This is a genomic window from Archangium gephyra, from assembly GCF_042230915.1.
Lineage (GTDB): Bacteria > Myxococcota > Myxococcia > Myxococcales > Myxococcaceae > Archangium > Archangium gephyra_B.
This window is the reverse complement of record NZ_CP102578.1, coordinates 8261766-8285470: the sequence shown is the minus strand read 5'-3', so window position 1 is coordinate 8285470 and position 23705 is coordinate 8261766. Positions and strand designations below refer to the sequence as shown.

The following is a 23705-nucleotide window of genomic DNA, read 5'->3' as shown; positions in this document are numbered from 1 at the left end:
CGCAATATGCCGAACGTCGTCGTCATCGGAGCGCAGTGGGGAGATGAGGGTAAGGGCAAGGTCGTGGACCTGCTCACCGAGCACGCCCAGGTCGTCGTCCGCTTCCAGGGCGGCAACAACGCGGGCCATACCCTGGTGGTGGGTGGCCAGAAGACGGTGTTGCACCTCATCCCCTCGGGCATCCTCCATGCGGGGAAGACCTGTGTCATCGGCAACGGGGTGGTGTTGGATCCCGCCGTGCTGGTGAAGGAGCTCGACGCCCTCAAGGAGCGCGGCTTCCTCAAGGACGACTCGCACTTCCTCATCTCGGACAACGCGCACGTCATCTTCCCGTGGCACAAGCTGCTGGACACGTACCGCGAGAAGGCCCGCGGCGTGAGCGCCATCGGCACCACGGGGCGTGGCATCGGCCCGGCCTATGAGGACAAGGTGGCGCGCCGCGGCATCCGCGTGCGCGACCTGCTCAACTCCGAGCGGCTGCGCAAGCGCATCGACGAGCGGCTCCCGGGCGTGCGCGACGAGCTGCGCGAGCTGTGCCGCGCCGCCAACGAGACGGCCCCCGAGCTGGACGCGCAGAAGTACCAGGACGAGTTCGCCGCGCTGGGTGACCGGCTGCGGGTCCATGTGACGGACGTGTCCCTCTACCTGGCGGGCCAGGTGCAGCGCGGGGCGCGCATCCTCTTCGAGGGCGCCCAGGGCACGCTGCTGGATGTGGACCACGGCACCTACCCGTTCGTCACCAGCTCCAACTGCGTGGCGGGCAACGCGGCGGTGGGCTCGGGCCTGGGCCCCACCACCATCGACAAGGTGATGGGTATCAGCAAGGCCTACACCACGCGCGTCGGTGGTGGCCCCTTCCCCACGGAGCTCACGGACGAGACGGGGGATCGGCTGCGCAAGGTGGGTGACGAGTTCGGCGCCACCACGGGCCGTCCGCGCCGCTGCGGCTGGCTGGATGGCGTGGTGCTGCGCTACGCGGTGCGCGTCAACGGGCTGTGGGGCATGGCGCTCACCAAGCTGGACGTGCTCTCCGGCCTCAAGACGCTGCAGATCTGCAACGCCTACGAGCTGGACGGCAAGCGCATCACCGAGCTGCCCGGGGACTACGAGGACCTGGCGCGCGTGAAGCCGCTCTACGAGACGCTGCCGGGCTGGGACGACAAGCTCGCCGGGGTGCGCACCTTCGACGAGCTGCCCGAGGCCGCCAAGCGCTACGTGCGCCGCGTGGAGGAGATCTCCGGCGTGCCCGTGGTGTGCATCTCCGTGGGCGCCGACCGCGGCGAGACGGTGCTGCTGCAAAACCCCTTCCGGAGCTGAGCCGCCCGGAGCTGCGGAACTCCGGACACTCGGAGTTCCCCGGAAGTCAGCCCCTGGACTCCCCCGCCCGGAAAGCGAGGGAGCGGGTGGCGGATGTCAGGCCCGCGCCTTAGTTTTTTTGTATGAACGCGGGCGATCCGAAGGCAGGCAAGCAGGTGTTCCGCCCACATGCAGTGCTCGCGGCCATCATGGGGGCCGCGACCCTGCTCTGGCTGGGCGTTCTGCTGTACCTACTGCGCTTTGACGGGGTTCCGGTCCAGACGTTCCTCTCGGCGGTCTTCTTCGTCCTCTTCTTCGCGGTGTCGGTGACGTACTACGGCCGCACGCGGATCATCGTGGACTCGGGAGGCATCACGTACCGGGGACTGGTGCGCACGCGGCGCTTCTCCTTCGCGGACATCCGCAAGGTGGACGTGCTGCCCGGGCCGGTGACGGTGTACGCCGTGCGCGCCGGCCGGGGCCTGGTGCACTTCACCAGCCTCTTCGCGGACCACCGCCGCCTGGCGAGGATCCTCGTCGAGCGGGCCGGACTGCTGCCGCTGCGCGCCTGAGGCTCAGGGCGTCAGGGCGTAGGTGGCGAGCAGCCCCACCAGGGCCAGCGCCGCGCCGAGGCCGATCAGCCACCCTTCCCACCGCACCCGCGGGCGCTCCGGCATGTCCTCGCCGGAGACAGCCGCGGGTGTTTCGTTTGCGGGAGGCGGCTCGGCTGGAGCGGGCGTCTCGGCCGGGGTGGGGGCTGGCTCCGGCGGCATCTCTGGCTCGGGCGTGCCCATGGGGGCCTGGAAGCGCAGCAGCGTCCGGCCCAGCTCGATGACGTCGCCCTCGTGGAGCGGGGAGGGGGCGTCCACCCGTTTGCCGTTGAGATAGACGCCATTGGGGCTGCCCAGGTCCTCCAGGAGGAAGGCGCCGTCCTGGTGGCGGATGCGGGCGTGGCGGCGTGACACGGCGATGTCTCGCAGGCGTACGGACACCTCCTTGCCTCGGCCAAGCTCGGTGCTCGCCTCGGCGAGGGCGAAGGTGCGGCCCACGTCCGCCCCGATGAGGCAGCGCAGGGAGGCGGCCCGCGAGGGAGGCGGCTCCTCCAGGTCCATCAGGAGGTGCTTGAGCACGGCCACGGTGCCCACCTGCCGTCCGGCGTCTTCGTCCGGGCCGCTCACCCTCAGCCGCATCTCCTCGGACAGGCCCACCACCTCTCCTGGCAGCACGAGCCGCGGGACTCCCGGCGCTACCATGACGCCCCCCACCGTGAAGGGGTGGGTGGCCTCCACCATCAGCCGGTGGCTCTCGATGCGCAGCGTCAGCAGGCCCGGGGGAAGCCCCTCCAGCCGGATCTGGTCCTCCTCGCCGCCCCCCAGCAGGTGGACGCCCTCGGGCAGCTCGAAGGGGGTGGTGGTGCCCAGGTGCTCGAATTCGAAGTGCATGGCCCTTGGCCATGGCAAACCGGGTGCCGGGACGTGCGGACGCAATCGCGGGGGGTTGCCGCCTCCGGGCCGTCTCGTCTCCGGCCCGGCGTCCACGGGAGCGGACGGGCCCCGAGCCCTTCTCCGAGACATCCGGGGGAGGGGGGCCTAGGATTCGCGGCCCCGATGCGCCCCGCCTCCCGCCTCCTGACGCTGTTGACGCTCACGCTGCTCGCCACCGCCTGCCGCGACGAGCAGGCCGGTCCGAAACCCCGCGCCAAGGCCCTGCCGCCGCCCGCCCAGGTGCGCGTGCTGGATGCCGCGCCGTCGGATCTCACGTACCGCAGCGGGGCCACGTTTGGCGGGGGCGCGGTGCGCTACCTCGGCACGCGCGTCAGCCCACCGGTGGCGGCGCCCGGGCAGGCGGTGAAGCTCGAGCACTACTTCGAGGCCATGCGCGCCATGCCCCGGGGCTGGAAGTTCTTCGTGCACGTGGTGGACCCCGCCAGCGGGCAGATGATGGTCAACGCGGACCACGACTTCGCGGGAGGCGCGGCCCCGTTGGGCACGTGGCCCGTGGGCAAGGTGGTGGAGGACGTGCACACGGTGCCGATGCCTCCGGCGCCCGGCCGGGTGGTGCTCGGCTTCTGGCAGGGGGACGAGCGCCTCGCGGTGGACGACCCGAGCGCGCACATGGGGGACAACCGGGTGCTGGGCCCGCAGCTCGGCGGGGGCCCTCCGCCGCTGCCCGAGTACACCGTGCGCCGCGCGTCCAAGGCCCCTGTCATCGACGGGGAGCTCGACGACGCGGTGTGGAAGGACGCGGCCCCGGTGGTGCTGCGGGGCAGCTTCGATGGGCGTGAGCCCTCGCTGCGCACCGAGGCGCGCCTGGCCTATGACGACCAATACCTCTACGTGGCCTTCGACGTGGAGGACCCGGACGTGTGGGGCACCCTGCGCGAGCAGGACACGCCCATCTACGAGCAGGAGGTGGTGGAGATCTTCCTCGACGCCAACGCGGACGGGCGCACCTACAACGAGATGCAGGTGTCTCCGCACAACGTCAACTTCGACGCGTACTTCCCCGCGCGCCGGCAGGGGATGGACCTGAGCTGGGACTCGGGGATGAAGACAGCGGTGAAGGTGCGCGGCACGCTGGACAATCCCGAGGATCGCGACGAGGGCTGGCGGGTGGAGATGCGGATTCCATTCGCCCGGCTCGCCGAGGTGCCGAACGTCCCGCCGAAGAAGGGGGAGCGCTGGCGCTTCAACCTCTACCGGCTGGAGCACGTGGGGCGGCAGCAGGTGGAAGGCCAGTCCTTCTCGCCACTCTTCGTGGGGGACTTCCACGCGCTGCCGCGCTTCGGCTGGCTGGTCTTCGAGTAGGGACTACGAGTGGGGGGAGATCTCCCAGTGGGCGTCCGCGATGGAACGCTCGGAGGGGTCCCCCAGGAAGCGCAGGAAGCCGCGTATCTCGAGGGTGTCGATGAGCTCCTCGGCCTCCAACTCCGAGAAGCCCTTCGTCTCCACGAGCAGGTTGCGCATGAGCGACTTGCCACGCAGGTAGCCCACGGGCTCGCCCGGGGCGAGCATGTGCTTGAGGTCCACGGTGAGCTGACGCAGATCCAGGTCGTCGGAAATCATCGCCTCAAGGCTGGTAACGGGAACCCCTGGGGGCAACCGGTGCCGTGGAAACCAGGGCCTGGAGAGGCAGGACGGTCCTCGAGTGGACGTCCTGCCGCTTGCCCTCCAGGACAATGGCAGCGAGCCGCCCGAAGCGCGGCGAGGGTCACTGCTTCGTCTGGAGCATGTTGACCGACGTGCGGGCGTGCTGCCGATCCGGTACGAACGTCTCCACCTGCAGGATGCGGCGGGCTGGCGAGTTCTCGATCCACAGGGTGAGCTTCCGGGGGGACTTCGCCTTGTGCTCGGTCAGCTCGACCTTGAACGTCTTGATCAAGCCTTTCTTGTCCGCCTGCATGCCGGCGATTTCCACGAGATCCGGGGCGTACATCACCAGGACGCGCCAATCGGAGTGGAACTCCTGGGTGATGAACCCGTCGGGCTCGAACACACGGATGCTGCCGATGAACCCCTCCTCCAGGGGGAGGCTGGAGACGGCCAGTTCGAGAGCGGCACCCGCTAGCAAGAGGGGAGTGTCGCCCACGGGGTGCTCGAACTTCCCCTTGAAGGGGCCAGTGCTCTCGCCCCGCCACACCCCGTTGATGTTCTCGAGCTGGAACGTACTCGTCTGCTGCTTGGCGAGCATGGCGTCGAACCTGGAGCTCCTGCTCACTTGCTTGTAGGGAATCAGGGTCTTTGCATCGAGCCAGGTGCGCTCCTCGAACGTCCCCGTGAGGGTACGGCCCGACACGGTGACGATGAGCGCGTCGCGCTTCTTGTCGCGCTTGCGCTGGATGGTGCGCCGGGTCGTCTGGGTGGAGTAGTTGAGGGGTTCGCGGTCCGCGACCTGCTCCCACACGGCGGTCTCCGTGATGCGCTGGTAGGTGAACACCCCCGGCTTCACCATCGAGCCCTGGAAGAGTGAGGCGATGGAGGGCGGCAGTGGGGCGAGGCCTTGACCTCCATTCTCCGCGCGGAAGGACTTCACGAAGCGCTGGATGACGTCCTCGGGGATGGCTTCCCTTCCATCGACACTGAGGTGGACGATCTGAATGACCTTCTCCCCGAGGTTGATGAACTGTCCCGCCGCTTGCACCGTCGATGGCGAGTTGCTCTGGGCTCCAAGACGATAGTCAATCGCGGCGAATCCGTCGGCGGTGGTGGCGTTGTTCAGGAGGACCTCCAGGCCCTCGCTGCGCGCGGTATTGAGGACGAGGCCCTTGAGGTTGCGGGACGGGTCCTTCCTGAGGGCCTCGTCGCTCAAGAGTCTGATCTTCCAATGCCTCGTGCGGAACACCCGGCCATTGGCCGGATCGACGTAACGGCAGTCCCTCATCCCCTCGTCCGCGCCGCATTCCGGAGTGGCGGGAAACTCGACGCTGTACCAGCCACCCGGAGGCACGAAGCGCACGCCCAGAGAGGGCTCGGCGGCTTGTGGCGCGGCGGCCGGCGCCGGTTCAACCGCGGGCTGTGCGGCGGAGGCGGGTGCGGCGGGGGCTGTCTCGGCGGGAGCCAATGCCGCGGGGGCCGGTTCGGCCGGAGGGGGTGTGGCCGTGGCCTTTTCGGCGGGAGGCGGAGCCGCAGGCCGGGGCTGGGCACCGGCGCAACCGGCAGTCGACAGACAGGCGGAGAGGAGGAGGCTGAAGGCGTTTCGTCGTGAAGCGGGGAGCATGGGCGCAGTGTCCGCTGAAGAAGTGGGCCCATCAACCGCATGGCGCTCGTCCGATGCCAGCCCTCAGGGCTCGGAAGAGGAGGACACCGGAGGGGCGGAAGGCAGAGGCCCGGCAGGCAGGAAGCTGCTCAGGCGGATGTCATGCCCATCACTCTCCAGCGTGATGGCGCCGTGGACGTCGGTGCGCAGACACTCGGTGCCCAGGGAGCGGTAGCGCGCCTCCACCTCGGGGTGGGGGAAGCCGAAGCGGTTGCGGCGGCCCACGCAGAAGACGGCGAAGCGGGGACGCAGCCGCGCGAGGAAGTCCTCCGTGGACGAGGTGCGCGAGCCGTGGTGCGCCGCCTTCAGCACCGTCACCGGCCCGAGCTTCCCGCTGGCGAGCAGCGCGGCTTCGCCCTCTTCCTCCACGTCGCCGGGCAGCAGCACGGTGACGTCGCCGTGGCGCACGAGCAGCACCACGCTCTTGTCGTTCACCCCCTCCATCAACTCGCGGTCCTCGGGCGGGCCGAGCACCTCCAGGGTTGCCTCGCCCAGCCGGTAGGACGGATGGCCGAGCTGCACCTCCTCCACGCGCGCGCCGGTGGCCGCGGCGATGAGCTGTTTCGACAACTGCCCGTCCGTGCTGCCCGCGGAGAGCCAGAGGCGCGAGGTGGGCACCTGCCCCAGCGCGGAGATGAGCCCGAGCGCATGGTCCGGGTGGGGATGGGAGAGGACGGCGAGGTCGAGCCGCTCGATGCGGGAGGCGCGCAGGAAGGGGACGACGACCCGGAGGCCTGGATCCGCGCCGCCGGGCACGCCGCCTCCGTCGATGAGCGCATGGTGTCCGCGGGAGCTGAGCACCACCCCATCGCCCTGGCCCACGGAGAGGAAGGTGATGCGCAGGCCGGGCTCGGGGACGAGCCGTGGCACGACGAAGACGAGCGCCAGGCCCACGGGCACGAGGAGGCCCCCCAGGCGCGCGCGCCGCTCGCCCAGGGCCCAGCACGCGAGCCCGGCGGCGTAGAGCAGGGAGGCGGCGAGGCCGAAGGAGGGCAGGTCCATCGTGGCCAGCGGCACGTGCGCGAAGAAGCGGGTGAGCCACAGGAGCACCTGTGAGGCCCACGCACCGCCCCACAGCAGCGGAGTGGCCAGCACGGGCGCCACGACGTAGAGGGCCGCGCCGCCCGCGGCGAAGCCGGTGAGCAGGCCGCACAGGGGCATGCAGACGATGTTGGAGACGAGCCCCGCGAGGCTCGCGCGCCCGAAGGTGCCCGCTACCAGGGGCAGGCTGGCCACCGTCACCGCGGCGCTCGCGCAGAACGTCTCCAGCACTGTCTCCCGGGTACTCGCGAGCAGGCGCTTGAGCCGGTGGGACTCCTGGGGGTCGGGCGGCGCCACGGGAAGGGCCTCGCGCAGGGCGGGCGTGAGCAGCAACAGGCTGAAGACGGCGAGGAAGGACAGCTGCAGCGACAGGTCCGCGACGCTGGAGGGAGTCCAGGCGACGAGCAGCGCGGCGGCGGCGGCGAGGCTGTTGAGCCCATCGGCCCGCCGCCAGAGCGCGAGTCCCAGCAGCACCACCGTGGCCATGACGGCCGAGCGCACCGCGGGAGGTTGGTTGCCGGTGAAGACGACGTAGGCCCAGACGAAGGGCACGGAGGCGGGAGCGGCCAGGCGCCGGGCATCCACGCGCCGCAGGCTCCGTAAGCGCGCGCCGGCCCGGACGAGCAGCTTGCGCAGCAGCGCCAGCGTCATGAGCGCGAGCGCCGCCACATGCAGGCCACTCACGCTGAGGACATGGGCCAGCCCGCTGCGGGAGAAGTCCTCCTCCAGCCCGTCATCGAGCGCGGCGCGCTGTCCGGCGGCCAGGGTGAGGAAGAGGGCGGCGGCCTCGGACGAGGGGGCCACGGCGTGCACCGCCTGGGTGAGCCCCTCCTGCGTGCGCACCAGTTGCTGGCGCCAGTGGGGGGCAGGGGAGAGCACCAGCATGCCCGCGCTCTGGAAGCTGCCGGTGAAGGCGAGCCCTTGCCGCCGCCGTGTTGCGGAGAAGTCCTTTTCTCCGGGGTTCGACGCGGACTCGAGCGTCTTGAGCCGGGCCTCCACGCGGATGCGCTGTCCGGGCAGCAGCGGCGGGGGCTGGCCGTGGGCGTAGAGGCTCGCGTGGAAGCGCGCGGGGCTGCCGGTGCCTTGTCCCACGCGGGCCACGGCGAGCAGGACGCGGGTGGAATCCTCGAAGCGGTCCACGCGCTCCACCTCGCCTTCCAGCACCGCGGTGCCTCCGTCCACGAGCGCGCGCGGCACATCCGCCCCGGCCTCCAGGCCGGCGAGGCCCGCACCCGTCAATCCCAGACAAACCAGCACACCCAGATGGGCACCAGGCAGGCGAGCGAGCGCCAGGGCGACCGCACCCACGAAAGACGCGGTCATAAGCTGAAATAATCCGCTGAAGGCGTCCGTTCCGAGACCCAACCCCGCGCCGAGCATCAAGCTCACAGCAGGGAAGAACAGAGGACGCCCGGTCAGATCGCGCCACGAATAACGGCCCACGCCCCACCCCCACCACCCAGCAACCCGATCCGTCCCGTCGTGGTGCAGCGCCCTACCGGGTGCCCGCACACACGTAAAGGCACCCAGGCTAGTCAGGTATTTCCGGGCGGGTCAAGACTGCAATGTTGCTGTAAGGGGTGAATCGTGGTATTCGTGAGCGGCTTTCTGGGCCGGGTGTCGAGTCGAGCCAAGCCATCCTAGAGGAGGCGGTAAGAGTGCAGACGAGCTTCAAGACCGGCGACAAGGCTGTGTACCCTGGGCAGGGCGTGGGCGAGGTGATGGGGATTGAGCACACCGAGGTCGCCGGACAGCGGCAGTCCTTCTATGTGCTGCGCATCCTGGAGAATGGGATGCGGATCATGATCCCCATCAACAAGGTCGGCTCGGTGGGCCTCCGGGAGATCATCAGCGAGGAGGACGTCAAGCAGGTCTACTCCATCCTGAAGGAGAAGGACATCTCGGTCGACTCCACGACGTGGAACCGTCGCTACCGGGAGTACATGGAGAAGATCAAGACGGGCTCCGTGTTCGAGATCGCCGAGGTGCTGCGTGATCTCTACCTGCTGAAGGGAGACAAGGATCTGTCGTTCGGTGAGCGCAAGATGCTGGACACGGCGCGCTCGCTGCTCATCAAGGAGCTGTCGCTGGCCAAGGACTGCACCGAGGAAGAGATCGAGTCGGACCTCAAGAAGATCTTCAACCTGGCCTGATCCACGTCAGGCAGAGGTAGAAAGCCCCGGTTCCCCGATGGTGGGGGCCGGGGTTTTTTCATGTCCAGGGAGCCGGAGCTTCAGCAGGAGCGGGACGAGCGCATCGCGGAGCTGGAGGAGCGGCTGCGGCGGCGCGGGGTGGGGGTGAAGGCGCCGGTGGCGGTGTTGGCGCTGGTGGTGGGCGGGGTGTTGTTGGGGCTGCTGTGGAAGGACCTGGCGTACTTCTTCTCCTCGCGCACGCCGCTGACGCTGGGGGCGGAGGGCGAGTACCGGTACGAGGCACTGGAGTCGAACCGGTACGTGCAGTTGCACGGGGTGCCCACGCTGCGCGGGGCCTACGGGCGCGAGGGCGGGGACGTCTATGTGGTGGTGGGGCTGCGCGAGTCCCCGTTCCTGGTGCGGCGCAGGGCGCTGCCGGGGGAGGAGTGGTCGCCGGGGAAGGTGCCGCCGAGGCCGGATCCGCGGCCCTTCGGGGTGAGGGGCCGGCTGTTGGCGGAGGAGGACGCGGAGCGCTACCGGGAGGGCTTCAAGCTGTTGAGGGAGATGGGGGAGGTACAGCCGAGGGACGGGAGGCTGTGGCTGGTGGTGGAAGGGGAGCGGCCGGGAGGGGACACGGGAGCGCTCCTGGCGGCGCTGGTGCTGGTGACGTTCATGTTGGGGAACGCCGCGCTGCTGTACCGGGGCCTCAAGAGAAAACCCAAGAAGAAAACCCAAGGTCCCAATATCCCCTCTCCCTCCGGGAGAGGGACGGGGTGAGGGTTCCCGGGTCCCGGGTTGTGCCGGTGCAAGGCCCCCTCTCCCTTTGGGAGAGGGTTGGGGTGAGGGTCTACGGCTTGCTCCCGGCCTGCAGGTGCGCCTGCGCGAGGGCCTTGCGGATCCGCGGCGCGAGAGAGCCCCAGCCCTTGGAGATCTGCTGATCGAGCTCGAGGGCGACGGAGAGGTGCCGGATGGCGGTGGCGGGGTCGCGCTCGGCGAGGGCGGCATTGCCAGCGCGCCACTCGTCCTGGAAGCGGGCGAGGGTGGAGGCCAGGGTCTCCAGCTGGGCACGCTTGGCGAGGGCAAGAGCGGACTCGACGTTACCGGCCTCGTAGCGGGAGAGGGCCTCGGCTTTGGCCTCCTCGCCGGAGACGGCATCGGTGAGCGGCTCGACGGGAGCCGGCTTCACGGCGGCCTTCCCACCCCCCGCCTTCACCCGGACACCCGGCTGCGACTTCGAAGCGGAAGTCCTGGGGGCCTCAGCCTTGCCGCCGGACCCGGCGATGGCCTCGGCACTGAGCGGCTGCGCCCGGGAGGTACTCCGCACCTTCGCGGCCGGAGGCACGGGCACGGGAGCCGCAGGCGCGACAGGCTCGGGCTCGACCTCCTCGACAACGGGAGCGGCCTTGGCCGGCGCGGGCGGCTCGGAGCCCTCAGCGACCTCGGCGGCCGGGGTCTCGGCGAGCTGCCCGGCCTCCGCGTTGCTTGTGGGGCCCGGCTCGTTGCGCAGGCGCACGAAGCGCATGGCGGCGAGCGTGAGGAACACGGCCACGAGGGAGCCGGTGGCGGCGGCGAGCAGGAGGATGCGGCGGGAGCCCAGGCCGACGCGGAGGGAGGAGCCGGGCCGGCTGGAGGCGGTCCGGGGGCGCTCGGGGGCGGGCCCGGGGCCCCGGAGCTGGAGGATGGCATTGCCGAGGGCGAGCTCATCCCCGGAGCGCAGCTCCACCTCGCCGGTGAGGCGGGCGCGGTTGACGTAGGTGCCGTTCTGGCTGCCGAGGTCCTTCAGGGTGAGGTGGTCGCCGCGGCGGGTGAGCTGGGCGTGGCGGCGGCTGATGGAGGGATGCTGCAGGCGCAGGTCCGAGGTGGAGGCGCGGCCGAGCACGAGCACGCCCTGCTTGACGGGGAGCAACTGGCCGACACCGGGGCCGCGCTCGACGTAGAGGAAGGCGGGGGTATGGCCGGGGTCCTCGTACTCGCCGGAGTCGAAGCGGGCGGGCAGCTCGCGGTCGCGGCCCTCGCGAGGGGCGCCCGTGGGGCCGCGGCGGGGCCGGCGGCGGGGGCCGGCGGGGAACTGGGGGACGCGCTGGGGGCGGGGGTCGTCCGCCTGGAGCGGGGCCACCTCGTCATCGTCGAAGGGGAGCTCCACCTCCGGATCCGGGCGCGACGCCGGGTCCCCCGGGGGGCGGGGCGAGCGGGGCGGGCGCTTGGGATTGGGAGGACTCATGGGGTGCATTCTCCCAGATTCGATGGCCGACGGAGATGGGGGCGGGCAGAGGAGGGGAAGGATAGTCCTTTTTCGGCGGCCTGGAGTGCCCACGGGGCATCAGAGTTGTCTCACACTGTCAGGCATTTGTGGTCCGGGACGTGGGGAAGTCCTAGAGTCCGGCTTTCCAACCCCGGATCCGCAAGCGGAGGTTCGTACCCGTGGCCGCAGCATCGATTCGACTCTTCAACACGATGACGATGCAGAAGGAGCCCCTGGAGCCGGCGGTGCCGGGCAAGGTGGGGGTCTACGTCTGCGGCCCGACGGTCTACAGCTACGTCCACATCGGCAACGCGCGGACGTTCACCTCGTTCGACGTGGTGGTGCGCTACCTGCGCTACCGGGGCTTCGAGGTGAAGTACGTCCGCAACTACACGGACGTGGACGACAAGATCATCAAGGCGGCGCACGAGACGGGCGAGGAGCCGGTGGCGCTGGCGGCGCGCTTCGTGGAGGCCTTCCGGGAGGACGCGCGGGCACTGCACCTGCTGGAGCCGGACGTCTCGCCGAAGGTGAGCGATCACCTGGCGGAGATCGTCGGCATCATCGGCAAGCTGGTGGACAGGGGGCTGGCGTACGAGTCGCAGGGCGACGTGTACTTCTCGGTGAGGCGCTACCCGGAGTACGCGAAGCTGTCCAAGCGCAACCTGGACGACCTGTGCGCGGGAGAGCGGGTGCAGCCGGGCGAGCAGAAGCACGAGCCGCTGGACTTCGCGCTGTGGAAAGCGGCGAAGCCGGGCGAGCCCGCGTGGGACAGCCCGTGGGGCAAGGGCCGGCCGGGCTGGCACATCGAGTGCTCGGCGATGAGCGCGAAGTACCTCGGGGAGACGTTCGACATCCACGGGGGCGGGTTGGATCTGATCTTCCCGCACCACGAGAACGAGATTGCCCAGAGCGAGGGTGCGAGCGGGAAGACGTTCTCGCGCTACTGGATGCACTGCGGCTTCCTGGATCTCGAGGGGGCGAAGATGTCCAAGTCCCTGGGGAACGTGGTGCGGCTGAGGGACGCGCTGGGGAAGGTGGATCCGGAGGCGCTGCGCTTCTTCTTCGTGGGGACGCACTACCGGCACCCGCTGAACTTCGCGGACAAGGGGTTGGCGGACGCGGAGCAGCGCATGGAGTACTTCTACGAGACGCTGCGCAAGGTGGACGAGCGCGTGGGCGGGAAGGACTTCGGCAAGGGCCCGCTGTACGGCGAGCCGGGCAAGTTCCTCACCGAGTTCGAGTCGCAGATGGACGACGACTTCAACACGGCGGGAGCGCTGGGGGCGTTGTCGGGGCTGTTCGCGCAGCTGAACGAGCTGACGGACAAGCCGCCGGTGAAGGACAAGGCGCAGGTGGGGAGGACGCTGCAGGCGCTGCGCGAGGACGTGCGCAAGGTGTCGAAGGTGCTGGGCCTGTTCGAGGACGAGCCGGCGCAGTGGCTGCTGAGGCGGCGCGACCGGGCGGTGAAGGAGCGGGGCATCGACGTGGCGAAGGTGGAGTCGCTCATCCAGGCGCGGAACGAGGCCCGCAAGGCGAAGAACTTCGCCGAGGGAGACCGGCTGCGCGAGGAGCTCAAGGGCCTGGGAGTGGAGATCCTGGATACGGCCGCGGGCACCGTGTGGAAGGTCGCCCCGCAGGCGTAGCGCAGCGCGCGCGGAGCCACCATCCCGTCAATATCCCCTCGCCCTCCGGGAGAGGATCCCCCCGTCGTTCAAAGGGGGGGCAAGCCCCCCGGGGTGAGGGTGCCCGTCCCCCGGGTTGAACCCGTGGGTGCCCCCTCTCCCTCTGGGAGAGGGCTGGGGTGAGGGTCTACGGTTCAACCATCCAGGCGAAGAACACCCCCGCGCCCGCGGTCAGGTCATGGTAGGGGCACACCAGCCATGAAGCGAATGCTGGTGCCCCTCGCCGTCCTGTTCCTCCTGCCGCTCGCCGCCCGGGCCCAGCTCACGACACCGGCGGAGAAGTCGGCCGCCCAGAGCATCGAGGCTGGCGACCTCCGGGCGCACATCGGCTTCCTGGCCTCGGATCTGCTCGAGGGCCGGGGCCCGGGCACGCGGGGCGACGCGCTGGCCCAGCACTACATCGCGACGCAGTTCCAGCTCCTGGGCCTGAAGCCCGCGGGCCCGGATGGCGGCTACCTGCAGCCCTTCGAGCTGGTGAGCATGACGGGCCACCCCGAGACCCTGACCTTCACCAGCGCCTCGGGCCGCGTGGAGCTCACGTTCCACGACGACTTCATCGCGAGCTCGGGAGTGCAGGCGGCGGAGGCGGTGCTGCAGGACTCGGAGCTGGTGTTCGTGGGCTACGGCATCCAGGCGCCCGAGTACGAGTGGGACGACTTCAAGGGGATGGACCTGAGGGGCAAGACGCTCCTCATCCTCAACAACGACCCGGAGGACGACCCGAAGCTCTTCGGAGGCAAGGCGCGGCTGCGGTACGGCCGCTGGGACTACAAGTACGAGCAGGCGGCGAAGGTGGGGGCGGCGGGAGCCATCATCCTCCACACCACGCCGAGCGCGGGGTACGCGTGGCGGGTGGTGCAGACGTCCTGGTCGGGCGAGCAGTTCGAGCTGCCGGCCTCGGAGGACACCCCGCGCCTGCAGATGAAGGCCTGGACGACGGACGAGGCCACGCGCCGGGTGCTGCGGCTGTCGGACCAGGAGATGGACGCGCTGCGCACGGCGGCCCAGAAGCGGGAGTTCCGCCCGGTGCCATTGGGCGTGAAGGTGTCCACGCGCTTCGCCAACCGGGTGCGCCGCCGTCCCACGGCGAACGTGCTGGGCCTGCTTCCGGGGAGCGACCCGAGGCTGTCCAAGGAGGTGGTGCTCTACACGGCGCACCATGATCACCTGGGCATGAAGGAGAACGCGAAGCCGGGCGAGGACGCCATCTACAACGGGGCGGTGGACAACGCATCCGGCGTGGCGGCGATGCTCGAGGCGGCCGAGGCCTTCACCGCGCTGCCCCGGGCTCCGGCGCGCTCCATCCTCTTCGCGGCGGTGGCGGCCGAGGAGCAGGGGCTGCTGGGCTCGCAGTACCTCGCCGAGCACCTGCCCGTCCCACCGGGACGCGTGGCGGCCAACATCAACATCGACGGGCTCAACATCCACGGGCGCACGCGGGACGTGACGGTCATCGGCCTGGGCAAGTCCTCGCTGGACGCGCCCCTGACGGCGCTGGCCCGGGCCCAGGGGCGCATCGTGAAGGCGGACCAGTTGCCGGACCGGGGCTTCTTCTACCGCTCGGACCAGTACAACTTCGCACGGCTGGGCATCCCCGCCGCCTACTTCAGCAGCGGCATGGACTTCATCGGCCGGCCGCCGGGGTGGGGCAAGGAGCGCCGCGAGAAGTGGGAGGCCCTGCACTACCACCAGCCCTCGGACGAGCTGGGCCCGGACTGGGACTTCTCCGGCGCGGTGGAGGACGTGCGGCTCTTCTTCCTCCTCGGGGCGCATGTGGCCCGGACGCGCGAACTGCCCCGCTGGAACAAGGGCGACGAGTTCGAGGCCCCCCGCCTCCAGTCGCTCGAGGCCCTGAGGAGCGAGGGGGCGAGGTAGCCCCGCTCCGTCCTCCCGCTTGCGGACGGACGATTTGGACCCGGCATCCCCGCACTCCGGGTGTTAAACCTCTGCGCCATGCCTGAGTTCCAGATCGTCAGCGACTACAAGCCCCAGGGCGACCAACCGCGCGCCATCGGTGAGCTCACCGAGGCCTTGCTGCGCGGGGATCGCTACCAGACGCTGCTGGGCGTCACGGGTTCGGGCAAGACGTTCACCATGGCGAACGTCATCGCCAACGTGAAGCGTCCCACCCTGCTCATCGCGCACAACAAGACGCTCGCCGCCCAGCTCTACGGTGAGTTCAAGTCCCTCCTCCCGCACAACGCCGTCGAGTACTTCGTCTCGTACTTCGACTACTACCAGCCCGAGGCCTACATCCCCACCACGGACACCTTCATCGAGAAGGACTCCTCCGTGAACGATGAGATCGAGCGCATGCGCCACTCGGCCACGCACTCGCTGCGCACGCGCGACGACGTGCTCATCGTGGCCAGCGTCTCCTGCATCTACGGCCTCGGTACCGCGCGCTCGTACGTGGACATGGCCGTCACCGTGAACGTGGGCGCCGAGCTGGGCCGCGACAGCTTCATCCGTAAGCTGGTGGAGAGCCAGTACGAGCGCAATGACCTCGACTTCCACCGCGGTACCTTCCGCGCCCGCGGCGACACCGTGGAAGTCTTCCCCGCCTACGAGGAGGAGCGCGCCGTGCGCGTGAGCTTCTTCGGCGACGAGGTGGAGAAGATCACCGAGTTCGATCCGCTGCGCGGCGAGACGCTGGGCGTGCTGGAGAAGGTCGTCATCTTCCCCGCGAGCCACTACGTCACCCAGTCGGACACCCGGAAGAGCGCGCTGCAGACCATCCGCGACGAGCTGTCCGAGCGCCTCCAGGAGTTCAAGCGCGAGGGCAAGCTGCTCGAGGCCCAGCGGCTGGAGCAGCGCACGATGTACGACCTCGAGATGATCGAGCAGGTGGGTTACTGCAACGGCATCGAGAACTACTCGCGGCACTTCTCGGGCCGGATGCCGGGCGAGGCCCCGCCGTGCCTGCTGGACTACTTCCCGCGCAACATGCTGGTGCTCATCGACGAGAGCCACCAGACGGTGCCGCAGATCGGCGCCATGTACCGCGGGGACCGCTCGCGCAAGGAGACGCTGGTGGGGCACGGCTTCCGCCTGCCCAGCGCCCTGGACAACCGCCCGCTCAAGTTCACCGAGTTCGAGGACATGGTGCAGCAGGCCGTCTTCGTCTCGGCCACCCCCGCCGAGTACGAGCTGCAGAAGTCCAAGGGCGTGGTGGTGGAGCAGATCATCCGCCCCACGGGCCTGATCGACCCCGAGGTGGAGGTCCGCCCGGCGCGCAACCAGGTGGACGACGTGCTGGAGGAGGTGCGCAAGCGCGTGGCGAAGAAGGAGCGCGTCCTCGTCACCACCCTCACCAAGCGCATGGCGGAGGATCTCACCGAGTACCTCACCGAGGTGGGCGTCAAGGTGCGCTACCTGCACTCGGACATCGGCGCCATCGAGCGCATGGCCATCATCCGCGACCTGCGCAAGGGCGAGTTCGACGTGCTGGTGGGCATCAACCTGCTGCGCGAGGGCCTCGACATCCCCGAGGTGTCCCTGGTGGCCATCTTCGACGCGGACAAGGAGGGTTTCCTCCGCAGCCACGTGTCCCTCATCCAGACCATCGGCCGCGCCGCCCGTAACCTCAATGGCCGCGTCATCATGTACGCCGAGTCGCTCACGGACTCGATGAAGCTCGCCATCGAGGAGACCAACCGCCGCCGCGAGGTGCAGAAGGCCTACAACGCCCAGCACGGGATTACCCCCAAGGCGGTGAAGAGCCACATCCTCGATCTCTCCGAGCACCTCTACGACGCGGATCCGTCCGCGCTGCCCCTGGCCGCCGACTCGGCCAACGACGTGCTGGAGCCCAAGGAGATCAAGCGCCTCATCGGCGAGTTCACCAAGGACATGCAGCACTACGCCGACGAGATGCAGTTCGAGAAGGCCGCTGAGGTCCGCGACCGGATCGTCCTGCTCAAGGACATGGAGCTGGGGCTCAAGCCGCCCAGCCGCTCGCTGCTCAAGGCCCCGCCGAAGCCCGCCGACGAGAGGAAGCCCGGCACGCCCGGTCCCAAGGGCAAGCGCGGAGGCAAGGGCGGCGGCGGCGGTCCGCCTCACGGCAAGACGGGCATCGGGTCGAGGAGGAGCCGCTAGCCCCGTATGGACGCGAAGCTCGAAGCCAAGCTGGAGTCGCTGCCCACCGAGCCCGGCGTGTACCTGATGAAGGACCGCCGCGGTGAGATCATCTACGTGGGCAAGGCGATCAACCTGCGCAACCGGGTGCGCTCCTACTTCACCCGCACCGGGGACACGCGCGCCTTCGTCTCGCTGCTCGATCAGTTCCTCGGCGACATCGAGACGGTGCTCGTCCACAACGAGAAGGAAGCCCTCCTCCTCGAGAACGAGCTCATCAAGAAGCACAAGCCGCGCTTCAACGTCCTGCTCAAGGACGACAAGCAGTACATCTCCCTGCGGCTCGACCGGACCCAGCCCTATCCCCGGCTGGAGGTGGTGCGCAAATACGAGAAGGACGGCGCGCGCTACTTCGGCCCGTACTCCAGCGCGAGCGCCATCCGCGAGACGCTGCGCATCATCAACCGCTACTTCCACCTGCGCACCTGCACGGACCACGTGCTCGCCAACCGCAAGCGGCCCTGTCTGCTCCATCAGATCGGCCGCTGCCCCGCGCCCTGCGTCTACCCCGTCCCCGAGCAGGACTACCGCAAGAGCGTGGACGAGGTGGTCCTCTTCCTCGAGGGCAAGGCGGGGGAGCTGGTGGACGGGCTGCGCGCGCGCATGAAGCAGTCCGCCGGCGAGCTCAAGTTCGAGGAGGCCGCGCGCATCCGCGACCAGTTGCTCGCCATCGAGCGCAGCCTCGAGCGCCAGAAGGTGGCCACCACCGACTTCAAGGACCAGGACGTCTTCGCCTCCCACCGCGACGGGGACCGGCTGCTCGTCTACGTCCTCTATGTGCGCCAGGGCCGGCTCAACGGCGGCCAGGCCTTTCCGCTCGGAAGCCAGGAGTTCCCCGACGAGGAGCTGCTGCCCTCCTTCGTCAACCTCTATTACGACCAGGGCAACTTCGTGCCCGAGGAGGTGCTCCTCCCGCTGGACATCGAGGAGCGCGAGGGTCTGGAGGCGCTGCTCACCGAGCGCAAGGGCGAGCGGGTACGCGTGATGGTGCCCAAGCGCGGCGAGAAGCGTGACCTGGTGGACATGGCGCAGAAGAACGCCGAGCAGGCCGTCATCGAGCGCCGCCGCACCAAGGACGAGACCGAGGTGGTGCTGCGCCGCCTCCAGGAGCGGCTCCACCTGCGCAACCTGCCGCGCCGCGTGGAGTGCTTCGACATCTCGCACTTCCAGGGCGCCAGCATCGTCGCCTCCCAGGTGGCCGCCACCGACGGGGAGATCGACAAGTCGCGCTACCGCCGCTACCGCATCAAGACGCTGGAGAAGCAGGACGACTTCGCCAGCATGCACGAGGTCATCTCCCGCCGGCTCAAGCGCGGCCAGGAGGAGGGGGACCTGCCTGACTTGTTGGTCATCGACGGTGGCAAGGGACAGCTCGCCAGCGCGCTCGCCGCCGCCAAGGACCTCGGGGTGGAGGGCGTGGACATCATCTCCCTGGCCAAGAGCCGGGACCTCGAGGTCCACGACCGCGACGAGGAGAGCAACCGCAGCCCCGAGCGCGTCTTCATCCCCCACCGCAAGGACCCCATCGTCCTGCGGCAGAACTCGGCCGAGCTCTACCTGCTCGCCCGCTTGCGCGACGAGGCCCACCGCTTCGCGATCACCTTCCAACAGAAGTCCATGCGGAAGGGAAACTTCCACTCGGTGCTGGAGGAGATTCCCGGGGTGGGGGACACGCGCAAGAAGCAGCTGCTGCGCCAGTTCGGCTCCCTCAAGCGGGTGCGCGAGGCCACCATCGAGGAGCTGGGCGAGGTGCTCGGGCCCACCCTGGCCGAGCGGGTTCACGCCGCCCTCCACGGCCACCCGGAGGAGGACTCGGAGGATCCCATCCGCGAAGCCTCCCTGGCGGATGCGGGTGCCCTGGTGGACGAAAAGTCAGAAGAAGGGTCGCCACCCGGCTCGCCGTGATTAATTTCCGGTCGAAAGCGGGTGCGGCAAAGACCGCTGAATCCGCGATGTTCCTGGGGTTTTTCATTGCGGCTGGGCTTGGCGCTGATTTATAGCGGACACGTCCAGTCGAGACGTCTTCAAGGGGCGAGGGACCGATATGAGGCTCTATCCGAAGGTGATTCCGATCATCTCCCGGGAGGTCGTCCAGAGGCTGATGCAGGACGGGGATATCGAGGTAGAGCCGATGCGCGTGGCTGATGCCGAGATGGACCTGTCCGCCATCATGCGGGAGTACCTGGCAAACGAGGAGCGCGTGAATCAGGCCACGCGCGAGGCCCTGGAGCGCCGGGGCTACGACTACTCCAAGTTCAACCAGGTCAAGCGTGAGATGGCCGACGTCCGCGGCTTCAAGATGGGGGACGAGGGCATCGAATACGTCATCAACCAGATGATCGAATTCCTCCTCATCAGCCGCAATGTCGAGGAGGTGTATGCCGCCGACAACGTGCTTCGGCAGAAGATCCACGTGGTGATGAAGAAGCACCTGGACGTGGATGACGAGATCGACAAGGAGGCGCGCTCCCGGCTGAAGCATCTGCAGGAGGGCACCAGCGCTTTCGACATCGAGTACAACAAGACGGTGGAGCAGATCCGCCGCGCGCGGGGCCTCATCTAGGCGGGTAGGGCGGGCGCTCGTCCGCCTGGCCGCTCGGGGCCGCCAACCACCGCCTCCGCTGCCTACCCTCCCTGGAGGAGGCAGCGTCGATGGCGGGATTCCTCTCCAGCTTCGTGCTCACCGGGCTGCTCGCAGCCAGCCCGGTGGGCTTCAGTTTCGACGGGCCCGAAGTGTCCGCGAGGACGACGGGCAACGTCGGTTTCTTCACACAGGGTACCCTCCCCTTCACGGACCTCTTCGAGCGGGGCACCGGTGGGGCCGAGCTGTCCGTGCGGGACCGCATCGCGGACCCCCGGGCGACCTATGGGGATGCCGGCAGCCTGGTGGCCACCTTCGACATCGCGGGTGACACGTACCGGGTGGAGCTGGACCAGGCGGGCTTCCCGCCGGCCCAGGCCCTGGCCGCCAGGCCCGTGTTGGGACCGTTGCCGGGAGCCCCGGCCCAGCCCATCGGGGGCGGGGTGGTGCTCGACCAGGACATGCACGGCGGCGCGATGCTCGGCTTCTCCAACACGTCGCGGGTGCACGCGGCGGCGGCGGTGTGGGGCATCGGACGCGTCTGGCGCAACGGGGAGCTGCTCACGGATGCGGCCCTCATCCATGCCGCCGCGCTGGACCGGGGGGCGCACGCGGACGATGACACCTTCCGGACGCTGCCCGTGGCGCGGCCAGGAGACACCGAGCTGACGGTGCTGGCGTGGAACCTGCCCCGCGAGGCCGAGCCCCGCGGCTTCATCCAGTTCGACTTCGACAACGTGGCCATCACCGTGAATGGCACGGACGTGCCCTCGGTCGCGTCGGTGCCCACGGCGGGAAGTGTCGCCGGGGTGGCACCGCCGAGCACGCCGGTGCCGGGGGGCGCCTCGCTCGGCGCCGTTCCCAACAGCGCGCTCTCCCAGCAGCAGGGCGTGGGGGGCTCCGGAGTGGCGGGTACGGGGCAGGCCCGGTTCGGTGCCGGACAGAGCCAGTTCGGTGCCGGGCAGACCCAGCTGGGGAGCGGGGATGGCCTGTCGGATCCGTCGAGGACCCAGCAGTTGGCGCCGGTGGCGGACACCACCCTGCCAGGACCCGCGGCCCAGCAGGGGGGCGTCATCGATACCTTCCTGGCCCCGGGCCGGGTGTCCCCCGCCACGCAGGACCCCAATCAGCCGGATGTGACGTCACCCGGGTTCTCCACCACGCCCATCGTTCCGGATGCCTTCCTGACGCCGGAGCTCCCGGGGCGGGTTGCGCTCAACGCGAATGAGCCCGGGGCACCTGGCCAGCTCGACTCGCAGTTTCCCGGCCAGCGGACCCCCATCGTCCCGGAGGCCTTCCAGAACAACCCCGCGCGCCAGAGTGGCAATCAGCTGCCCCAACCCCAGCTGAACGGTTTCGTGCCGCAGACCACGTCACCGCAGCAGTCCGGCTTCCTGTCCACCCAGGGCTCGTTCTCCGTGGTGCCGCTGGTGCCCGGCGTGGCCGGGCCGGAGTTCGCCTTCGGAGGGACGCGGGTGACGTCCGGGGTGATTCAGACGCCGAGCCCGGGGCAGGTGCAGACGCCCGCGGTGCCGCTCGTCGCCACGCCCCGGCCGCTCACCGCGCAGCAGCCGGTGCCGCTCGTCGCCTCTCCGCAGCCGCTCAACGCGCAGCCCGCGGTGCCGCTCATCGCCGCGCCGCCGCCGCTCAACTCGCAGCCCGTCTCCGCCACGCCGCCCGGCGCCACGGCGCCAGCGACGACTCAGGGAGCGGGCTCGGTGCCGGGCCTGGTGCCCGCCAACCCCAACGCGGGTGCGAGTCCCGCCGCGACGACCCCGTCCGTGTCGGCACCCGGGGCCGCGCCCTCGCCCTGACCGTCGAAGGGGAGCGGGGCGTTGCCCACGCCCAGCTCCTTGGCGAGCACGGTGAGCACGTCCTGGGCCCCCTCCAGCCGTGCTTTCGGCACGCGGGCGAGCGCCCGTTGCACGGCGGCCTCCACCGTCCCAGCGGAGGGGACGTTGAGCGCCCGGCCCTCCGTGGTGAGGAAGAGGAGCGCCTTGCGCGCGTCGAGCGGATCCGACTTGCGCTCGACGACGCCGCGCTTCTGCAGGCGCTTCATGACGCCGGTGAGCGTGCTGGGGTGCACATGGAGGATCTCCGCGAGCCCGCCCGCGGTGATGCCGGGGTACTGGCCCACCAGCCGCACCACCAGCCGCTGGGGGCCTGTCAGCCCCATCGTGGTCTCCATGCACTTGGAGGTGGAGCGCAGGCCCTGGTCCACGGCCCACAACAGGCGCAGGAACTCCATCACCTCGTCCAACGGTGGCGCCTCGGTCTCGTTCGCGGCGGAGGGCGCGCCGATCTCGTCAATCGACTTCATGGCCACGGGAGGCTCGCGGCCGTTTCGGGGGGCAGGGAGAGCATCGGGAGTCCTCGGGGGTGCTGCACGGCGCCAGTTGCACCGCCAAATAAAGCAAGGCGTGTGCCGCTCCCGCTTCCCTGGATGGGAGGGTGCGTCAAGGCCTCCGAGGCTGGCAAAGCGCGCGTCCCCGTGAGGCAAAATGCCGCTCAGGGTGCATTTCGCCTCACGGCCGGGAGCGGAGCGAAAAATTGACCCCCTGCTACCGGCCTGTAGCTTGTCGCACATGACAACACCCGCTGCCGCCCTCGTTGCCGCTCCCGCGACGCTGCGCCGCTCGGGGGCCGATCCGCTCCGCCAGTCGATGGAGCACCTCGGCCACGTGCTGCCCGTGCGAGCCGATTCCACCGTGCTGCTGGACTTCCTGGAGGACGACCTGCGCGAGGGGCTCGACGCGCTGGGGGATGTCGAGGCGCACTTCGCCGACGTGCTCGAGGCCCTCCATCCCGAAGCGCTCTCCCCGCTGGGGATGGTGCAGGCGGGGGACGAGCAACGGGTGCTTCAGCGGCTGGAGCTGCTGATGGACGTGGTGACGCGGGTGCGCCGCCGGCTGTCGCAGGCGGCGGGGTTGATGCGTCAGACGACTACCACTTGAGCTGCTCCTTGCCCTGGGCCTGCCTGGCCTTCTCGCCGGGGCGGGAGTACGAGGTGAGGGTGGCGCGCACGGCGCCCAGGTCGATGGTGCCCACGGCCGCGAGCGGCAGCCGGCGGTCGTCGTCGGTAATCCAGACGTGCACCTCGCGCTTCAGCTTGGGGTTGTCCAGGCGCACGGCGGTGCCCTCCAGGTGCCAGGCGTCGAACTCGCCGAGCGGCAGCGACACGTGCTCGCGCTTCACCACGCTGCCCGTCATGCGCCACATGCGGCGCACGCCGTAGACGTCGAAGCACAGGGGCATGCCCTCCTTGAGGGGCAGCTGGCGCATCATGTAGATGGCGCCGGCCACGTCCATGCCCTCGTGGTCGTAGGAGTAGTTGTTGCTGCCCGGCTTGCCCTTGATGACGTAGTCCACGCGGACGCTGCGGTCCTTGGCGTTGAAGGCCACGTCCACCGTGCGGTGCTGCTCGTTCTCCGTGGCGTCCTCGGTGTAGCGCGAGGGCCGCAGCGTCTTCGGGTGCATGTAGCTCATCGCGGTGGCGTTGACGCGGCGCACCTTGGAGAAGAAGGAGTTGGTCTGCACCTTGATCTGCACCGGGAGCGAGCCGTCCTGCTTCTTCTGCACCGCCATGGTCATCTTGCCGGCGGTGGCGCCCATGGCATCCAGGTCGAACTCGAGCTCCTCGCCCGGAGCGAAGGCCAGCGGGGAGCGCAGGCCAGGCAGGCGCTGGGCGCAGGCGGGCACGGTGGGCTTGGTGGCCGGCGCCTGGGCGGGGGAGAGGGCCTTGTTGTCCTCGGGCCCATCCGCGTCGGGCAGCTGCGCCCAGGCAGCGGAGGAGAAGCTGAACAGGAGGGCTGCGAGGGCGGTGCGCATGGCGGTCA

General features: G+C 69.7%; 19 protein-coding genes. 12 read left to right on the top strand and 7 right to left on the bottom strand.

Annotated elements, in window-relative coordinates; translation table 11 throughout:
• The first annotated feature begins 6 nt into the window (after positions 1 to 6).
• Together NR798_RS32395 and NR798_RS32390 are read left to right on the top strand one after the other, a co-directional pair.
• The gene (locus tag NR798_RS32395) at positions 7 to 1317 is read left to right on the top strand and encodes an adenylosuccinate synthase (protein WP_375766388.1); all 1311 of its coding nucleotides are present in this window, start codon (positions 7 to 9) and stop codon (positions 1315 to 1317) included.
• A gap of 188 nt (positions 1318 to 1505) precedes the next feature.
• A complete protein-coding gene (locus tag NR798_RS32390; RefSeq protein WP_375773854.1) occupies positions 1506 to 1868 on the top strand; it encodes a PH domain-containing protein in 363 nt (120 codons plus the stop codon).
• 3 nt (positions 1869 to 1871) lie between these two features.
• Here NR798_RS32390 and NR798_RS32385 read toward each other — a convergent pair whose 3' ends face one another.
• Positions 1872 to 2738 (bottom strand): FHA domain-containing protein, encoded by an 867-nt coding sequence (locus tag NR798_RS32385; protein ID WP_375766387.1) that lies wholly within the window; start codon positions 2736 to 2738, stop codon positions 1872 to 1874.
• A gap of 165 nt (positions 2739 to 2903) precedes the next feature.
• Here NR798_RS32385 and NR798_RS32380 point away from each other — a divergent pair, with 165 nt between their 5' ends.
• Complete coding sequence (locus tag NR798_RS32380) at positions 2904 to 4103, top strand: carbohydrate-binding family 9-like protein (RefSeq protein ID WP_375766386.1); 1200 nt, start codon at positions 2904 to 2906, stop codon at positions 4101 to 4103.
• A gap of 3 nt (positions 4104 to 4106) precedes the next feature.
• Here the strand turns inward: NR798_RS32380 and NR798_RS32375 are convergent, their stop codons facing one another.
• The 3 genes from NR798_RS32375 to NR798_RS32365 form a co-directional block, all read right to left on the bottom strand.
• Entirely contained in the window at positions 4107 to 4361 is a 255-nt protein-coding gene (locus NR798_RS32375; protein ID WP_375766385.1) for a hypothetical protein, read from the bottom strand.
• 145 nt (positions 4362 to 4506) lie between these two features.
• The gene (locus NR798_RS32370; protein WP_375766384.1) at positions 4507 to 5751 is read right to left on the bottom strand and encodes a hypothetical protein; all 1245 of its coding nucleotides are present in this window, start codon (positions 5749 to 5751) and stop codon (positions 4507 to 4509) included.
• 324 nt (positions 5752 to 6075) lie between these two features.
• Positions 6076 to 8415: a DNA internalization-related competence protein ComEC/Rec2 gene (locus tag NR798_RS32365; RefSeq protein ID WP_375766383.1), complete on the bottom strand. Its 2340-nt coding sequence runs from the start codon at positions 8413 to 8415 to the stop codon at positions 6076 to 6078.
• Between the two features lie 335 nt (positions 8416 to 8750).
• Here NR798_RS32365 and NR798_RS32360 point away from each other — a divergent pair, with 335 nt between their 5' ends.
• Both NR798_RS32360 and NR798_RS32355 read left to right on the top strand, forming a co-directional pair.
• Entirely contained in the window at positions 8751 to 9245 is a 495-nt protein-coding gene (locus NR798_RS32360; RefSeq protein WP_047859039.1) for a CarD family transcriptional regulator, read from the top strand.
• Positions 9246 to 9305: 60 nt separating this feature from the next.
• Positions 9306 to 10001 (top strand): hypothetical protein, encoded by a 696-nt coding sequence (locus NR798_RS32355; protein WP_375766382.1) that lies wholly within the window; start codon positions 9306 to 9308, stop codon positions 9999 to 10001.
• A gap of 70 nt (positions 10002 to 10071) precedes the next feature.
• On the opposite strand, the gene NR798_RS32350 is transcribed toward NR798_RS32355, so the two are convergent.
• Complete coding sequence (locus NR798_RS32350; RefSeq protein ID WP_375766381.1) at positions 10072 to 11445, bottom strand: FHA domain-containing protein; 1374 nt, start codon at positions 11443 to 11445, stop codon at positions 10072 to 10074.
• Positions 11446 to 11645: 200 nt separating this feature from the next.
• Here NR798_RS32350 and cysS point away from each other — a divergent pair, with 200 nt between their 5' ends.
• The 6 genes from cysS to NR798_RS32320 all read left to right on the top strand — a co-directional run bounded on the left by cysS (position 11646) and on the right by NR798_RS32320 (position 21683).
• Complete coding sequence (cysS, locus tag NR798_RS32345) at positions 11646 to 13112, top strand: cysteine--tRNA ligase (protein WP_375766380.1); 1467 nt, start codon at positions 11646 to 11648, stop codon at positions 13110 to 13112.
• Positions 13113 to 13349: 237 nt separating this feature from the next.
• Entirely contained in the window at positions 13350 to 15026 is a 1677-nt protein-coding gene (locus NR798_RS32340) for a M20/M25/M40 family metallo-hydrolase (protein ID WP_375766379.1), read from the top strand.
• Between the two features lie 78 nt (positions 15027 to 15104).
• Positions 15105 to 17249 (top strand): excinuclease ABC subunit UvrB, encoded by a 2145-nt coding sequence (gene uvrB, locus NR798_RS32335; protein ID WP_375766378.1) that lies wholly within the window; start codon positions 15105 to 15107, stop codon positions 17247 to 17249.
• Between the two features lie 6 nt (positions 17250 to 17255).
• Positions 17256 to 19193 carry an excinuclease ABC subunit UvrC gene (uvrC, locus tag NR798_RS32330; protein ID WP_375766377.1) on the top strand — a complete coding sequence of 646 codons (1938 nt, stop codon included), beginning with the start codon at positions 17256 to 17258 and terminating at the stop codon, positions 19191 to 19193.
• Between the two features lie 139 nt (positions 19194 to 19332).
• Positions 19333 to 19851: a DUF507 family protein gene (locus tag NR798_RS32325; RefSeq protein WP_043403067.1), complete on the top strand. Its 519-nt coding sequence runs from the start codon at positions 19333 to 19335 to the stop codon at positions 19849 to 19851.
• Positions 19852 to 19940: 89 nt separating this feature from the next.
• Positions 19941 to 21683, top strand: a complete 1743-nt coding sequence (locus NR798_RS32320) for a hypothetical protein (RefSeq protein WP_375766376.1) — start codon at positions 19941 to 19943, stop codon at positions 21681 to 21683.
• On the opposite strand, the gene NR798_RS32315 is transcribed toward NR798_RS32320, so the two are convergent.
• Complete coding sequence (locus tag NR798_RS32315; RefSeq protein ID WP_375766375.1) at positions 21572 to 22189, bottom strand: MarR family winged helix-turn-helix transcriptional regulator; 618 nt, start codon at positions 22187 to 22189, stop codon at positions 21572 to 21574. The genes NR798_RS32320 and NR798_RS32315 overlap by 112 nt on opposite strands.
• A 265-nt stretch (positions 22190 to 22454) precedes the next feature.
• On the opposite strand from NR798_RS32315, the gene NR798_RS32310 reads away from it, so the two are divergent.
• Positions 22455 to 22823, top strand: coding sequence for a hypothetical protein (locus NR798_RS32310; RefSeq protein WP_375766374.1), 369 nt, complete (start codon positions 22455 to 22457; stop codon positions 22821 to 22823).
• Here the strand turns inward: NR798_RS32310 and NR798_RS32305 are convergent.
• Complete coding sequence (locus NR798_RS32305) at positions 22813 to 23697, bottom strand: DUF3108 domain-containing protein (RefSeq protein WP_375766373.1); 885 nt, start codon at positions 23695 to 23697, stop codon at positions 22813 to 22815. The two genes, NR798_RS32310 and NR798_RS32305, sit on opposite strands and share 11 nt — an antisense overlap.
• Between the last annotated feature and the right edge of the window lie 8 nt (positions 23698 to 23705).

Coding starts and splice junctions, on each gene's coding strand:
- NR798_RS32355 (WP_375766382.1), top strand. CDS start 9,306: ATGTCCAGGGAGCCGGAGCTTCAGCAGGAGCGGGACGAGCGCATCGCG.
- NR798_RS32380 (WP_375766386.1), top strand. CDS start 2,904: ATGCGCCCCGCCTCCCGCCTCCTGACGCTGTTGACGCTCACGCTGCTC.
- NR798_RS32390 (WP_375773854.1), top strand. CDS start 1,506: ATGGGGGCCGCGACCCTGCTCTGGCTGGGCGTTCTGCTGTACCTACTG.
- NR798_RS32375 (WP_375766385.1), bottom strand. CDS start 4,361: ATGATTTCCGACGACCTGGATCTGCGTCAGCTCACCGTGGACCTCAAG.
- NR798_RS32325 (WP_043403067.1), top strand. CDS start 19,333: ATGAGGCTCTATCCGAAGGTGATTCCGATCATCTCCCGGGAGGTCGTC.
- NR798_RS32395 (WP_375766388.1), top strand. CDS start 7: ATGCCGAACGTCGTCGTCATCGGAGCGCAGTGGGGAGATGAGGGTAAG.
- NR798_RS32340 (WP_375766379.1), top strand. CDS start 13,350: ATGAAGCGAATGCTGGTGCCCCTCGCCGTCCTGTTCCTCCTGCCGCTC.
- NR798_RS32305 (WP_375766373.1), bottom strand. CDS start 23,697: ATGCGCACCGCCCTCGCAGCCCTCCTGTTCAGCTTCTCCTCCGCTGCC.
- uvrB (WP_375766378.1), top strand. CDS start 15,105: ATGCCTGAGTTCCAGATCGTCAGCGACTACAAGCCCCAGGGCGACCAA.
- NR798_RS32350 (WP_375766381.1), bottom strand. CDS start 11,445: ATGAGTCCTCCCAATCCCAAGCGCCCGCCCCGCTCGCCCCGCCCCCCG.
- NR798_RS32310 (WP_375766374.1), top strand. CDS start 22,455: ATGACAACACCCGCTGCCGCCCTCGTTGCCGCTCCCGCGACGCTGCGC.
- NR798_RS32385 (WP_375766387.1), bottom strand. CDS start 2,738: ATGCACTTCGAATTCGAGCACCTGGGCACCACCACCCCCTTCGAGCTG.
- NR798_RS32320 (WP_375766376.1), top strand. CDS start 19,941: ATGGCGGGATTCCTCTCCAGCTTCGTGCTCACCGGGCTGCTCGCAGCC.
- NR798_RS32365 (WP_375766383.1), bottom strand. CDS start 8,415: ATGACCGCGTCTTTCGTGGGTGCGGTCGCCCTGGCGCTCGCTCGCCTG.
- uvrC (WP_375766377.1), top strand. CDS start 17,256: ATGGACGCGAAGCTCGAAGCCAAGCTGGAGTCGCTGCCCACCGAGCCC.
- NR798_RS32315 (WP_375766375.1), bottom strand. CDS start 22,189: ATGAAGTCGATTGACGAGATCGGCGCGCCCTCCGCCGCGAACGAGACC.